General features: G+C 59.9%; 11 protein-coding genes, 1 other RNA gene and 1 pseudogene. 7 read left to right on the top strand and 6 right to left on the bottom strand.

Annotated features, from left to right (window positions below; all coding sequences use genetic code 11):
- Nucleotides 1-37 precede the first annotated feature (37 nt).
- Nucleotides 38-361 (bottom strand): DUF5798 family protein, encoded by a 324-nt coding sequence (locus tag EL22_RS05510; protein WP_050050549.1) that lies wholly within the window; start codon nt 359-361, stop codon nt 38-40.
- 196 nt (nt 362-557) lie between these two features.
- Between EL22_RS05510 and EL22_RS05505 the strand changes: the two genes are divergently transcribed.
- The 3 genes from EL22_RS05505 (at nt 558) to EL22_RS05500 (ending at nt 3,367) form a co-directional block, all read left to right on the top strand.
- Nucleotides 558-2,228: a TrkA family potassium uptake protein gene (locus EL22_RS05505; RefSeq protein ID WP_231587888.1), complete on the top strand. Its 1,671-nt coding sequence runs from the start codon at nt 558-560 to the stop codon at nt 2,226-2,228.
- 65 nt (nt 2,229-2,293) lie between these two features.
- Nucleotides 2,294-2,605: signal recognition particle sRNA (gene ffs, locus EL22_RS15895), an RNA gene on the top strand.
- Nucleotides 2,606-3,106: 501 nt separating this feature from the next.
- On the top strand, nt 3,107-3,367 hold the full coding sequence (locus EL22_RS05500; protein WP_050050548.1) for a HalOD1 output domain-containing protein: 261 nt from the start codon (nt 3,107-3,109) through the stop codon (nt 3,365-3,367).
- A gap of 124 nt (nt 3,368-3,491) precedes the next feature.
- Here EL22_RS05500 and EL22_RS05495 read toward each other — a convergent pair whose 3' ends face one another.
- Both EL22_RS05495 and EL22_RS05490 read right to left on the bottom strand, forming a co-directional pair.
- A complete protein-coding gene (locus EL22_RS05495; protein ID WP_050050547.1) occupies nt 3,492-3,785 on the bottom strand; it encodes a hypothetical protein in 294 nt (97 codons plus the stop codon).
- Nucleotides 3,782-4,036 (bottom strand): hypothetical protein, encoded by a 255-nt coding sequence (locus EL22_RS05490; RefSeq protein ID WP_050050546.1) that lies wholly within the window; start codon nt 4,034-4,036, stop codon nt 3,782-3,784. Before EL22_RS05490 ends, EL22_RS05495 begins: the two co-directional genes overlap by 4 nt.
- 550 nt (nt 4,037-4,586) lie before the next feature.
- Between EL22_RS05490 and EL22_RS19260 the strand changes: the two are divergent.
- The 3 genes and pseudogenes from EL22_RS19260 to EL22_RS15885 all read left to right on the top strand — a co-directional run.
- Nucleotides 4,587-4,950, top strand: a pseudogene (locus EL22_RS19260) (RNA polymerase subunit sigma-70); the annotation flags it as partial.
- Nucleotides 4,951-5,628: 678 nt separating this feature from the next.
- Nucleotides 5,629-6,249, top strand: a complete 621-nt coding sequence (locus EL22_RS05480; RefSeq protein ID WP_231587886.1) for a transcriptional regulator — start codon at nt 5,629-5,631, stop codon at nt 6,247-6,249.
- 14 nt (nt 6,250-6,263) lie between these two features.
- Nucleotides 6,264-6,821: a hypothetical protein gene (locus tag EL22_RS15885; protein ID WP_082146699.1), complete on the top strand. Its 558-nt coding sequence runs from the start codon at nt 6,264-6,266 to the stop codon at nt 6,819-6,821.
- 71 nt (nt 6,822-6,892) lie between these two features.
- On the opposite strand, the gene EL22_RS05475 is transcribed toward EL22_RS15885, so the two are convergent.
- The 3 genes from EL22_RS05475 to EL22_RS05465 all read right to left on the bottom strand — a co-directional run bounded on the left by EL22_RS05475 (nt 6,893) and on the right by EL22_RS05465 (nt 12,753).
- A complete protein-coding gene (locus EL22_RS05475; protein ID WP_050050544.1) occupies nt 6,893-10,534 on the bottom strand; it encodes an exodeoxyribonuclease V subunit beta in 3,642 nt (1,213 codons plus the stop codon).
- A gap of 343 nt (nt 10,535-10,877) precedes the next feature.
- Nucleotides 10,878-11,090, bottom strand: coding sequence for a hypothetical protein (locus EL22_RS05470; RefSeq protein ID WP_050050543.1), 213 nt, complete (start codon nt 11,088-11,090; stop codon nt 10,878-10,880).
- A gap of 85 nt (nt 11,091-11,175) precedes the next feature.
- Nucleotides 11,176-12,753: an HTTM domain-containing protein gene (locus EL22_RS05465; protein WP_082146685.1), complete on the bottom strand. Its 1,578-nt coding sequence runs from the start codon at nt 12,751-12,753 to the stop codon at nt 11,176-11,178.
- Between the two features lie 115 nt (nt 12,754-12,868).
- Between EL22_RS05465 and EL22_RS05460 the strand changes: the two genes are divergently transcribed.
- Nucleotides 12,869-13,615 (top strand): molybdopterin-binding protein, encoded by a 747-nt coding sequence (locus tag EL22_RS05460; protein WP_050050542.1) that lies wholly within the window; start codon nt 12,869-12,871, stop codon nt 13,613-13,615.
- The last annotated feature ends 114 nt before the right edge of the window (nt 13,616-13,729 follow it).

Here is a 13,729-nt window from a genome sequence, read left to right as displayed (position 1 = left end):
AAACTGAACGTTCCGGCGAGTCCAGCGGCTCGATTCGTTACTGTTCGGTCGTGGTCGCGGATCCGTCGGTCGACACGGACGCCGCTTGCTCGGTATCCGTCTCGGAATCGGCCTCCGCGTCGTCGATCGCGACGTCGGCCAGAACCGCCTCGCCGTCGATCCCCTGCTCCTCGGCGATCGCGAGCAGCAATTCCCGCTGTTCGGTGAGCTGTCGATCCAACTCTTCGGTGGTGGCGTGGGTGTCGTCGACTTCCTCCTCGAGGTTGATGATCCGCTGTTGGATCTGCTGGACCTGTTTGTACATCTTTTCGGCCATGTCCGAGATCGTCTGGACCTTCTTCGCAGTACTTCCGAGTCCCATGTACCGTCTTTCGGGCGTCCGCCTAGTAGGTCTTTTCCTCCGCGAGCCCGTCTCGACGAAAAATCCCGACGGCGAGAGCCAGTCAGTACTCCGCGCGAGTGCACCGCCAAGAACGATTATCGTTCGCGGTGGAGACTGCTGCGGATCGAATGGATTCGAGACGACGCCATACCGACGACGAGCCGCCGCAGGGTGGGTGAGCGTGCTCAGTTTGCGACGGCGGATCGAGCTCTACGTGGGGTCGCTACTGCTGCTGGTGATCCTTTACACTGTCGTGTACCGGTGGGGGATGGCCGCGTTCGAGGACGACCCGCGGAGCTGGTATCGCGCGTTCGAGATCGTGGTCCAGTCGATGACGACCACCGGCTACGGACAGGACGCGCCCTGGGAATCGCTCCAGATGACGGCGTTCGTGGTCCTCGTACAGCTAACCGGTATCGCGTATATCTTCGTCGCCTTCCCCGTGTTCGTCGTCCCGTGGGTCGCGGAGATAGCCGAACCCACCCCGCCGGAACGAATCGGAGATCTGCAGGACCACGTCATTATCGTCGGCTACACCGAACTCTCGCGGGTCCTCGTCGAGGAACTCAACTCGAGTCGAACGCCGTACGTGATCATCGAACCGTCCGCGAGTCGCGCGCTGGCGCTCGACGGGCGAGGATACGCGGTACTCTACGGCGACCCGTCGTCCGAGGAAACGCTCGAGGCCGCACAGATCGAGACGGCGAATACGATCCTGGTCGATGCGACGGAACACCAGTACATCCGGGTCGTGCTAGCGTGTGACGAGCGAGACGTCGATGCGACGGTGCTCGCGCTCGTCACCGACCCGTCTCGAGCGCAGTATCTTCGATACGCCGGTGCCGACGAGGTGCTCTCACCGAAACACCGGCTGGGAAAGTCACTCGGGGACAAAGTTCGAAACGTGATCGACCTGTCCGAAGACATCGCCGCTGGCAGCGGGGGGACCGCCTATCCCGAGGGCGAACTCGAGGTGGTCGAACTCCCAATCGATCCCAGCGGACAACTGTACGACGAGACGCTCGACGCCGCTCGTCGCCTCGAGCGACACGGCGTCACGGTTCTCGGCGTCTGGGTTCGCGGCGACTTTCTCACGTCGCTCCCGCCGACGGTTCACGCCGACGAGAACACGACGCTGCTCGTCGTCGGCAACGAAGCGGATCTCGACGCCATCGAACCGATCGTCGGCTCGGACAGGTACCGCTACGAAAGCGGTCGCGGGCCGGTCGTGATCGTCGGCGCTGGCATCGTCGGCCGGACCGCGATGGGGACACTCGAGCGGGTCGGTATCGAGACGACCCTCGTCGATCGCGAGGACGGACGTTTCGTCGACGTCGTCGGCGACGCGACGACAGTCGAAACGCTCACGGCGGCCGACATCGCCGACGCGAAGACGCTGTTGATCGCGCTCGACAACGACGACGACGCGATACTGGCGACGCTGGTCGCGCGGTCGCTCGTCGACGGACTGGAAATCATCGTCGCGAGCGATCGGGAGGCAAGCGTGAGCCGCCTCCGGACGGCCGGTGCCAACGACGTGCTCAGTCTCCCCAACGTCGTCGGTCGGATGATCTTGCTCAGAGTGTTCGACCGCGAAACGATGGTCCTCGGGGAACGAGTGTCGATAGCCCGCGTCGAGACATCGGATATCGCGACCGAGGCGGGTGGACGCGACGAACTCGAGACGATCCGAGATCGAACCGGCTGTTCAGTCGTCGGGCTCGAGGTCGACGGCCACCTCAGAACCGACGTGCGGGATCGCTCGCTCGCGGACAGCGATGCCGTCGTCGTCGCCGGCTCGCAGACGGAAGTTGCGGATTTCCTCGAGCGGTACACCTCGGCGTGACAGCGACTCGAGGGGAGGGTGGATTCGGGGAACGAAAGGTCCTTAAGCCAACGGAGACTAGGCGAAAGTGGACTAGGTCGGGCAGTTAGGCCCTGCTCATTACCCGCACTATGGTCTTTAGCGGGGGCCGATCCCCATGGGCGTCCGGTCAGACCGGCCGGGGCCCCGGGAGCCAACAGAGAAGCCTCGTCCGTCGGGGACAGCGGGCCACGCTGGCCGTCCGCAGGGACGTCCCATCGTGGCTAACCGGCGACAGCCCATCAGGCGCGGAAGCGAGCAGTGGACCGCCGGACACCTGTCGCTCGACGGGTCGCGGGGTGGAGGAGGCAACCGGGACTCCCCCGATCGGAACGCCGGGCAACCGTGGCCGTCCACATTCATACGCTATTCACACGCCCTTGAGCGACGGTGCCGACTCGTTTTCAACCGGACGTGGCGGTATCGGTCGATGGCACTCGCTCGAGAAAACCACGCCTCACGCGAGGAAGACACACAGGTATGACAGTCTCGAGTGGGCCGAACGGAACGACCGAAGTTCGAGAGCGCTGAAGCCTGCCCACAGCGTCTGTATCGAACTCGAGTCCGACGGATGGATTTCTCGATGGGGTCTCAAATACCAGTAGACCGTCTACTACGACTCGGATCACTAGACGGCGTCGTGTAAGACACTGGTGGGAGACGCGATTACGCGGCGGTGATACTCACTAGGTTATTTTCGTCGTACATATTAACGAAAATTGTCTGACAGGGATTTATACTATCGCCCGGTATAGACTGTGATCCCTGTCAGTGTCGAAGACGTTCAACTGAGGGGAACTGATCACATGACCGCATCAAGAGAGCACACTCCGATAGACGCATCGCCGCCGGGCGCACCAATGACGTTCTTCCAGTACGATCGAGACGAACACGGGTCGCTCGCCGTCGAGATCGTCACGACCGTCGCGGACCTATCCGACCGGTCGCCCGACTCGCTCGAGTCGATCCACAACGTGGTCGACTCGGATAGCCTCGAGTCGATTTTCGAGCCCCGTTCGCCGCGGTCGCGGCGCGAGACCAATCACATCTGGTTCGCCTACGAGGGATTCGGGATCACCGTCTACGGAAACGGGTTCGTCATCGTTCGCCGATTGGAGTGACGTTCCACCGAACGGCGTTTCATCGGACGACACAACTACGGCGCGTGCGGGACAGAAATCGGCCGTCGGAAACGGAGCCGGCCGGCGTCACGTCCGTTCTCACCTCGGACGCCGTCTCCCGCCCTCAACTCGAGCGACGCCGAGAGAGCGTACTCGCATCGAACTCGCCGGCAAGGTACGCCCGCCCGCGCGAGGAGACGTCGTACTTGAGGCCGTCGTACGAAACCAGTCCCGCATCGGCGAGAATCTCGAGTCGCTTCTGGAGGTACATCGGACGGAAATCGAGCGCCGCGCTTCGGTCGGCCAGTGCCGAACGGAGTTCGAGCGCACGCTGTGGCCCGTGGTGGGCGAGGTACTCGAGGATCCGATCGTCGTTCTTCGACATCCAGGAGGCGTGCGTTCGCAGTGGAATCGTCATCGTGTGACGAGGTGTTTGTCGGTCGTCGGTTCGTTCACCACTGGTTGGACGTGTTCGTCACACAGTTTGACCGCGGCATCCGTTTCCTCGATCGAGACCGACGAGACGACTTTCTCGCCGGACTGTTCGAGCGACGGGACCCATCGCGGAAGCGCGAAGTGACCGTCTCGTTCGCAGAAGGCACACTGTCGCGGCTCGTTTCGAGAGACGTAGGAGAGACACTCCCCGTAGTGTTCTTTCTCGCAGTTCATACACAACCCCCCGATTTCGGCCCCACTGTATAGCTCGGCCACCAGTCGATTGTATCCAGCATCGTTGCCACATCGTACACAGTTCATGTTTCGATCGGTTGACGGAATGGTCAGAGATTAACGAGTAAGAACGGATTTCGTATAAATGTCTTCACCGTGATGAAACTGGATGCTAATGACTGATAGTTGACCACGGCTCGAACCCACTGTATCCGGATACAGTCATCCAATTCGAACCGATGTTTCGGCTGGATCAAATCCAATCCTCGATACGTTTTATTTATCATCGTGACTTCCAGGCCAGGATACAATATCTCGTTACCGCACCGCCGCACTGCGATTTTGGAATTTCTCTCCACGTTCCAAGATAAAAGACATAGATAAGACAATCTCATAACTGTCTGAGGGGACTCTCTTCTGTAGGAGATTGTTCCTATGGTTTATTTCAGAACATAAGTCACATGATAGTGGTGAGCAGTTAGCCCCAGATATACACCAAGAAGGTTAGCTAAGCAAGTCTTCTAGTGGGTGATTTAACTATTATCGGAATATTGGTAACTGCCAGATGTACAAGGTACTAGACGATACGGCGGCATAAATTAGCCCCACTGTCGTCAATGAGCGCGTACGCGACGCAGCCCGCGAGCTAGTCGCTGCCAGCGCCGACGTTAGTCCACTCTCCATCGAGGAGGCCTACGTCATCCACAGTTCGGTGACTGGCCGTTCGCGTTCATGCGGATCGGCGCCGTCTACGTGTGGACCCAGGGCGGCTACCAAGTTGAGCGCGAGCCCGACGACTATCCGCTGTTCCTCGCTGTTCGTGAGCAGGACATCGACGCCTGAGAGGTGTTTTTCGAGTCGTTCGACCTCTCCCCACTGCATTCGAGCGACAGCTCGGAGACAAACTGGACGGACCGCGAGGACCTCGACCTCGACGTCACGTATTGAGAGACCGAATGGGCGCGCAGCCATGAGCTTCAAAAACCAAAGTGACGCACTCATCGAACTACTCGAGTAGCTTATCCAAGAGGGGCACGAGTAGTCCATGTTGGCGGCTACGCTGCCTTAGCGTTCAACACACGCTTCTCCACTGACCTCAATATCGGTGTCGCGCCGGACTCCAAGGCCGAGTTCGTCGAATTCCTCGAATGTCGGGATTTCGAGGAAACGGACAGCGACCCCAAGGAGTGGCAGTCGCAAAAGAAATCGACCTCAACGCTGTCACGCACCACCTACTTCGAGGGGATGACGATGCGCTCCGGGCGATATGGACGAAGACGAAGAGATAGAGGAATTGAAACAACGGGTCGAAGAATTAGAAGCACAGCAAGACTAAAGCTGTACATCTCTGAGGATTTCAACAGGGCTGGATACGCCTAAACCCTCCATTGGGGAGTGAATTCCAATCCACGGAGCGGTAGCGCAGTCAGTCACGGCTTCTATCGAGGTACAGATCTTCAGGGGGAAAGCAGTAACCTCGTGTGTAAACCACCTTGGGCCGAGTCCCGGGTATTCGCCTCTAACCTGTGAACACTACGCACCCATTTCCGTAGCAAACATTTATGGTTTCTAGTTTCGTAACTCTATACAAGATGAGCTACGACACAGAACACGTGCGAAACGCGGGTGACACTCCGGGGATGATCACCGGAATCCCTACGTTCGCAGAATTACTCGAGAATCCGTCCCTCGCTAGCCTCTATACATCAATTAGACACTCAGCGACTGCCACGGGCCCCGAACTCGTTGGATCAACGACCGTCTCAAAGAAGACGGTGTACGACTATCTCCATAAGCTGGAGCAGGCGGGCCTGATCAGCAAGGTTGACGACGATGGCGGGGCCGCCGTATACACTGCTGAAGAGTTCAAATTAACATTGACAGTCCGCGAGACGGAAGTCACGATCACGCCCGAGCTTATCGAAGTGATTGCACAGAAGAGCGAATATCCAGCGATCGAGCGGGTTCTCGATGACTACGGCATCGTCACATTCGCACTTGCATACGATCTCGTGAAAGCACACAGTAAGGGGGATGTCACAATCAGGCAGATCGCGAGCCTCACAGACCTTTCGCCTGGAACTGCGTATGATCTCGTCGAAGAGCTCTATTCGATTCTCGATCTCGGTGACGGGTCGACCCCGACAACGTACACACCGAGTGATTTTGACGAGGACGAAGGCGATCTCCTCGGAGAATTTGCCGACAAGTAGACTGAATGACGAGGATGTACACTGCGAATATAGCGGACACGGTGATGTTTCGGAATTTAGGGAAGCATCCCAGTCCGCGTTTACAGTCACTCAAGAGTTCCGTTGAGGATGCCGGAACAGAGATTTGGGTTCCAGCAGCGGTCTACCACGAACTGGCGGATAGTGGAAATGCCGACTCACCAACGAATCCGTACCTCGATGCAGCTATCGAAGAGGGGTGGCTTCGGGTAGCCACACCGCTGCCAGGTGATCGTACAAAAGGCTTTGATAATAGCGCTGGGCCGGTTGAGAAAGCTCGGTTTGCTGCAGATGAGTTTCTCAACCAGCAAAGCAAGTATCCAGAGACGAACAACTGGCGGGATGCATCTTTGGTGGCGTTGGCAGTTCGATTGTTCGACGCAAATGCCCGAATTCGTGTAATTACCCACACTGCGGACAAAAATCTGGCAACGGCGTGTGCTCGTCTCCCTCCCGAATTCGGGTACTACGATATCAAATCACGATACTACAACCCGCCTCAGACAGCAAAATCTGAGTTTCCAACCGTTGACCAACTTACGTGGAATGAGTAGAGAGTTGCGACGGTTGGAGGAGTGTAGCTAGAGCACCCTCGTCTGGCGAAGACTTCTATTCAAATCGGGAATCAATTTTCAGGAAGCAGCTCAACCATAGAACGAAGGTTAGATTCGATCACAGAGCACTCACTCGAGTCCCATTCAAACCGTTCTTCGACGCCGGCATCGGTGAATCGGAGTGAAGCACGAATACTACGATCGGGACTATGCTGTAGGAGAGCTAACGCGTACGCGAGCAGTTGTGGTCGATAGTGCTCTGCTAGCTCATCCGACGTCGTCGATGAGAGGTCGTTGGTCTTGTAGTCGATAATGTGGAAGGCATCCGAAGTAACGAGCAGTCGGTCGATATCACCGACAATCCGCGACTCACCTATGCGAGCGACAACAGAGTACTCGTCGTAGACCGCTTGGAGCTGGGCACCGGCCTCAACCTGGTCCACAAATTCGACCGCATCAGCAGCGTGATTGACAGCATCGCGGAGGTCTGTTTCCGTCGGCTCCTCACCGTACATCCGACTCAAACGGCGGATCAGGGTAGGCCACTCGTCTCTCGGTGGACGGAGTTCGTTGATCCGGTGGACGACTGTCCCGAACGTCGTTGGACTCAGACCCGCCGACTCCTCACGTGGAGAGTAACTGTGACCGTCTGTAGACGTATCCGCTACCGCATTCACGAGCGTCGTAGCCGCGATCCGTTTCGCCGGCGCTAGCGACGGCGGTGAAGGAATCGATATTTCCGGCGCAGAATCCACAGCGTCGTCGTCGGTGTGCCAGTCTACTGGGCGCGGCGGCTTGCGAACGGTATAGCTAGCCTCATCCATCTCGCCACGGGCCTGTCCATCTCGAACCGCCTCGGTGACGAGGGCTCCGTCGAGGAGGGCTGGCTGTAGCCAGTCACGCCACCGGTCTGCGTCGTCGAAGGCTGAAGGGTCGCCGAGTTCGACTGTACCGGACTCGTCGATGTCCATCTCGTGCGTGCCGCAGAGAAGGAGGTGATCTCGCGTTCGTGTACACGCAACGTAGAGGAGCCGTTTCGATTCCGCACGCTCCTGAGGACGCGACTGTCGGTCGGCGTACTCGTGGGTGGCCGTCTTCTCTATCGAGAACGCATCGCCCGGATTCGGCCCGCCGACCGCCGGCACCGGCGGCGCATCACCAGTTCCGTCCACGAGTCGAACGTAGCCATGGTCGTCGACGGAGCGACCAAAGTTGAGGTCACTCCCGAGATCGGGGACGGTGACGATCGGGAACTCGAGTCCCTTCGCAGAATGGATCGTCATAATCCGGACGCCCTCGGCGTCACCCGGAATATCTGCCTCCCCCTCACGAGGGTCAATCTCGGCTTGGCGGTCGATCCGGTGGAGCAACCCGGCAGCGGTGTGAACACCGTTCTCGCTCCAGGTACGGACCTGGTCGCGGAACTTCTCGACGTTCGCGACGGCCTGTCGACCGCGTTCATCAGCACTCACACTTGCCAGATACCCCGTGTCGTCGATCACCTGAGACAGCAGGCGGTTCCACGGGAGGACTCTATCTTCGGACGACATCGCACAGCCGCTGAGGGTCCGCCACGTTGTGAGGAGGTCGAATGCGTCCGCGAGCTGTGGATCGTCCGTCTCGGCGAGCGCGTCCCATACTGAATCAGCTTCTGCGACAGCCGGTGCGAGACGATCATCCGCGAATCCGAACAGCGGCGACCGAAGCACCCCATAGAGGGAGACATCGTCCTGTGGATCACCGAGTATCCGAAGCAGGTTCGTAAGCGCCTGAACCTCGGGTGTATCGTAGAACCCGACGCCACCGACGACGGTGTAGGGAATATCGTACTCCTCGAGGGCCCGCTGATACCGATCCAGATGGGTTCGCCGGCGGAGGAGGATTGCCGTGTCGTCGGGAGTAGCGTCACGATGGACACCTGTATCGGGGTCTTGGACTTGCGGCGGATCGTCGAACAGGAGGGTCAGTCGAGCAGCGAGCGCTTTCGCCTCGGCCTCGATGGTGTGATCGAGCGCACCTTTGGCGACCGGATGGTCGTTGCCGAAGAGCTCTGCTGCCGTATTGGCGTCTTCGGGGACAGCGAGATACTCGACACTCCCGGTCAGTTCATCGATGTCCTCGACACGGTCGCGTTGCGTGGTCAACTCCTGTGGTGGCGCTTCGTAGGGTTCGTGATCGCCACCTTCTGCTTGGAATAGGTACTCGAAGAGCTCGTTCAGGAACGACAGCGGCTCATCCAGCGTCCGGAAGTTCCCAGAGAGTTCGAGTGCCGTCGGACTCTCGGCATCACTGTCGAGTACATCGTCGACCCCACGGGCTTCGTTGACGGCCTGGAGTTCCGCTCTCGCCGCCCCGAACGTCGTCACGTCGGCCCCACGGAATCCGTAGATGCTCTGTTTCTCGTCGCCGACCAGAAAGACGTTCGACGCCGTCTGCTCGTCGACGCCCGTGAGGAGCTTGACTAACTCCCACTGGCGCGGGTCCGTGTCCTGGAACTCGTCGACCATCACGGCCGCAAACTGGTCTTGAAGCCGCTCCGTGACGGCATCGTTAGCTCGCAAGAACTCGAGCGTCGTCTCGATCACGTCGGGAAAGTCGAGTGTATCCCGACGGTCCTTCTCGTCGGTGTAGGTATCGAGGACGTCGTCGAAGACCCGCATCAGAGCCAGCGCGTAGTGAGCGCTATTCTCTTCCAGTTCCCCCGGCGTCGTCTCGACCGCATCCGCGTGCGGTTCGACGGCATCGATGACCGTGTCGATGGCGTCTTTCAGGTCGTCGTAGACGTCACCGTACTCACCCCAATCGTCCCGGTCACCGACGACATACCCCGAACTGCTGTACAGGCCGCCGTTCTTCTTCTCACAGGCCTCGTAGAGCTCGAGGATTGCCCGCTGACAGTCGCGGGGATCGCTTTCCTCGGGGTTGGCAGGGAATGTCGTCGCGACCTCGGTGAAGGTCCGGTAGGCCCGAAGACCGTCCTCGTCGGCGATAGCGCCCTCGCGATCGACGCGGTTCGCGACCGTGCGTAGCTGCTCAAGGAGTCCGTTCGCATACAGCGTCTGTCGGGCGTCGGCGACGTCGAGATCACAAACGACCTCCCAGCAGATATCGACGTATTCGTCGACCTCCGCATCACGCCACTCCTCGAGGACCGCCTCGCTCTGTGGGCGCTCATCGAGTAGTCCAGTGAGTACATCGACCAGCTGGTCACGGCCCCAGAGCTGAGCAAGGAGCTCCACATCCTCATCGTCCTGGTTGCGTTCGAGGAACTCTGTCACTACTTCACGTTGGAGTGTCGCGGCGCCGTCTTCGTCGAGCACGTCGAAGCCGAGCGGAACCGAAGCTTCGACGGCCCGTTCTCGCAAGAGCCGCGTACAGAACGCGTGAATAGTGTGGACGTAGCCGTCCTCCAGATCGTCGAGGACGTTTCGCCAACGGTGGTAGGCCTCTGGTGAGTCGACAGCTTCGAGCCGATCGTACACTTCCTCCCGAACGCGCTCGGTCAGTTCGGCAGCAGCCTTTCGCGTGAAGGTGATCGTGACGATGTTCTCCGGCGTGAGCGACGGGTTCTCGGCCAGTATCGCCACGTACCGCTCGGTGAGCGTCGTCGTCTTCCCCGTCCCGGCGCCGGCAGTAATCGCGACGTTCCGGCCTTGGACGAGCGCGTCCTCCTGTTCCTCTGTGAGCTGAATCTCCTCGGATTCCTCAGTCATAGATTAAAAGAGTGAGAGACAGCTGGTTACCAGTCATATTGCTCTACCATTTTCTTGCTGGACCGTATTTCTTATCCATCATAAAGCCGCAACTGGTAATATCACTGGATTTGAATTATACTGAGGTTCTGCGAGCTTGCGAGCAGGTTCTCAGGAGTAGTTCAAATCCCAGCCAACGCATATTTCTCCGAACAATCGCGTGAGGAGAAATATCTATCTGGGTTTGAATCAGACGAGTCGCAGCACCGAGCGAAGCGAGATGATCGTCTCGGCGTGGTTCAAATCCCAGCCAACGCACTTCTGTCGCGAACAAACTCGTGACCAGAAACCCCGAAAGAGCGAGTTACGACACCAGGCGGGGCATTCCAAGCAAATACACGAAGTAGATGAGCGCCAACGGAAGGACGGCGAACCCACCGATAACACCGCCTCCAACGACCGATTCCAGGAGCGAGCCACCGGAAAGCGCCCTTCCCGCGGTGCCCACGAAGACGGGTACGACGAACAGAACCCGAAGGTACTGTAGTTCCGTTCGCTCGAGCGGGAAGACTCTCATATAACTGTCTCGACAGAGTAATCATTTCGGGGAGTTCTCATACCGCCGCTCTCGGCTCCTGCCGGCTCGAGTCGAAGCGCCTGCCTCAACACGTCCTCGAGATCCGTTCGTCGACGACGGGCTCACCGGTTGGGCCGTCCGGGCCGACCGGTTGCTCGAGGCTGTAAATCGTCACTGTCTCGATCCGATAGGCCGATCGATCACAGATGTACTCCACGCTGGGTTCTAACTGGCTCGGCTCGGCGGAGCGGATGTTCCCTCCGAATCGTTTCCAGAGGGTGCTGGGATAGGTGTCGATCGGATCCGGCGGCCGGTCCAGCGTGGCAGACTCGCCCGTCGCCAGATCGATCCGGTCGCCGGTCTCGAGTTCGGCCTCGACGATGTAGCCCTTCGACGCGTCCGGCGGATTCGGTGCGAAGAACACCCAGCCGACATCGTCAATCTCCGCGGTCAGCTCCGGGGCCGGTGAGTCGACGAACCCGGCCTGGACCGTCTGCCAGAACACCGACGTAAGCAGAAGGGTACCGAGGACCACCACGATGCCGACACGACCGACTCGTCGGAGCGCGACCGGAATGGTCGCCGAGGGAATCGACGGGAGGAGCGTCGTCAGTCGATGCGGACCGTCGTGTCGGATCTGCGACTCGAGACCGTCGAGGAACGCTCGCGTCCGACTGCGTTCGACGCGGTCCCAGACGTGCGGGGGGAAGAACAACAACAGCCCGCTCACCATGACGAACGGGAACACCCCAATCTCCATCGTTGCCGCCATGCCGAGGTGGCTGCAGACGAAGGCGGCGGCGACCACGGTTCTGCCCCGACCGGTGAGGACGATCAGGAGCGGCGCGGCCGAGAGCGTTCCGATCCAGGCCCAATTGACCGCCGTGAGAACGAGCGGAATCTCTGCTAGAAACGGCCCCAGAAACGCCAGAAACTGCTCGAGGTGGAAGATTCGCTCGACAGCGACGCCCTCCATCCAGGGTTCGCTCCGGAACTTCAACACCGCGTTCGTCGCGTAGATGAAAACGAGGTGGAGCAGCGTCGTCGCCGTCGCAACGGACACGACTCGAGCGCCGTCTGTGTCCGTCCACGAGCATCTTCCCAGGTCTCGAGACCGGCACCGCGCGTCGAGAGACCATCGAGCATCCAGCGGGAGGAACAGTCCCAGAAACAGTAACGACGTGAGAATCGTATCGCCGCCGTTGAGGACGTGTGGGTTCCTGAGCTGGAGCGAGGTGAGCAACGCGACCGAGACGAGGGTTGCGAGGCGGGTCCGATAGCCGAGACACAGACAGACCGCGGCGACGGCGGCGATCGCGAAGAGGAACCCCTGCGCCCACGGCGATCCCGACAGCGCGTGGACGGAAACGGATGCGAACGTCGGGTAGGTCTCCGCGAGCGCCGACCGGGGGAACACCCCCGCGTCGGTGTAGAACGCGACGAGCCCAGGAACGCGAAGCAAGAGCAGGTCTCCGAGAACAACGAGTCCAACTGCGATTCGAAACGCGGCGAGGGCCCGGGGATCGATTCCAAGCCGTGACCGTATCACCGACCGGACCGCCGAAATCCAGGACCGAACCGCCGGGGTCGTCGATCGACTCACCGAACCGGGCCCGGTGTCGACATCACTCGAGTCCGACGGTGGTGATCGATCGGCGACCATACGATAGAGTATACTCGCTTACGCGGTTGTGAGCCGCTCTATAAGTGTTTTCCCCTCTCTATCGGCTGGGTGCGCCAGCGCGAGATATAACCGTCGACGACGAGAACACCGCAGTATGCAGGTCGCGATTCTCACGATCGGTGACGAACTGCTCGCGGGCCGAACGACCAACACCAACGCATCGTGGCTCGCCGAGAAGATCACCGATCGCGGCGGAGCGGTTCGTCGAATCCTGACGATTCCCGACGATCGAAGCCTCATCGCAGATGTCGTCGCCGAGTGGAGCGAACGCTTCGACGCCGTCGTCGTCACCGGCGGTCTCGGCGGCACGCCGGACGACGTGACCCTCGAGGCCGTCGCGGCCGGACTGGAGCGCGACCTCGCCGTCGTCCCGGCGGTCAAAGAGCAACTCCTCGAGAAGGGCCGCGCGCTCCGCGAAGAACGGCCCGAGTTCTTCGAGGAGTACGAACTCGAGTTCGACGTCGACGCCGCGGCCTCGCTTCCGAAGGGTGCGAGACCGATCGTGATCGACGACGGCTGGTCGCCGGGTTGTGTGATCGAGAACGTTTACGTCTTCGCCGGGATACCGGACGAGATGAAGGCCATGTTCGAGACCGTCGAAGCCGAGTTTTCGGGCGAGGTCGTCTCGAAAACCGTCTTCACGCCCGCACCCGAAGGATCGCTTCGAACGCTTCTCGAGGGGGTCGACGAACGGTTCGACGTCTCCGTCGGGAGTTACCCCCAGAGCGAGGATCGGTTGGGCCGCTTGCGAGTTACAGGTAGCGATGAAGACACCGTCGAAGCGGCCGCGGAGTGGCTCTCCGACCGAGTCGAAACGGGAGAACCACCCGAATCCAACTGAGTCGGTTTCGACGCCTCGAACGGTGGGTCGGCTGTCGAGTACCGATATCGATCAAAAACAGAGCGCCATTCGACACTGCCCCGAACAGCCGTTCGCTACTGCCTGACCGATCGT

The sequence above is a fragment of the Halostagnicola sp. A56 genome (genome assembly GCF_000691505.1).
Classification (GTDB): domain Archaea; phylum Halobacteriota; class Halobacteria; order Halobacteriales; family Natrialbaceae; genus Halostagnicola.
The sequence above is the reverse complement of the archived record's forward strand: the minus strand, read 5'-3'. Positions and strand labels throughout refer to the sequence as shown.

What these genes read in the sequence shown, in the direction of transcription:
- EL22_RS05500 (WP_050050548.1), top strand. Translation starts at nt 3,107, where the DNA reads ATGACGTTCTTCCAGTACGATCGAGACGAACACGGGTCGCTCGCCGTC.
- EL22_RS05460 (WP_050050542.1), top strand. Translation starts at nt 12,869, where the DNA reads ATGCAGGTCGCGATTCTCACGATCGGTGACGAACTGCTCGCGGGCCGA.
- EL22_RS05490 (WP_050050546.1), bottom strand. Translation starts at nt 4,036, where the DNA reads ATGAACTGCGAGAAAGAACACTACGGGGAGTGTCTCTCCTACGTCTCT.
- EL22_RS05510 (WP_050050549.1), bottom strand. Translation starts at nt 361, where the DNA reads ATGGGACTCGGAAGTACTGCGAAGAAGGTCCAGACGATCTCGGACATG.
- EL22_RS15885 (WP_082146699.1), top strand. Translation starts at nt 6,264, where the DNA reads ATGTACACTGCGAATATAGCGGACACGGTGATGTTTCGGAATTTAGGG.
- EL22_RS05465 (WP_082146685.1), bottom strand. Translation starts at nt 12,753, where the DNA reads ATGGTCGCCGATCGATCACCACCGTCGGACTCGAGTGATGTCGACACC.
- EL22_RS05470 (WP_050050543.1), bottom strand. Translation starts at nt 11,090, where the DNA reads ATGAGAGTCTTCCCGCTCGAGCGAACGGAACTACAGTACCTTCGGGTT.
- EL22_RS05475 (WP_050050544.1), bottom strand. Translation starts at nt 10,534, where the DNA reads ATGACTGAGGAATCCGAGGAGATTCAGCTCACAGAGGAACAGGAGGAC.
- EL22_RS05495 (WP_050050547.1), bottom strand. Translation starts at nt 3,785, where the DNA reads ATGACGATTCCACTGCGAACGCACGCCTCCTGGATGTCGAAGAACGAC.
- EL22_RS05480 (WP_231587886.1), top strand. Translation starts at nt 5,629, where the DNA reads ATGAGCTACGACACAGAACACGTGCGAAACGCGGGTGACACTCCGGGG.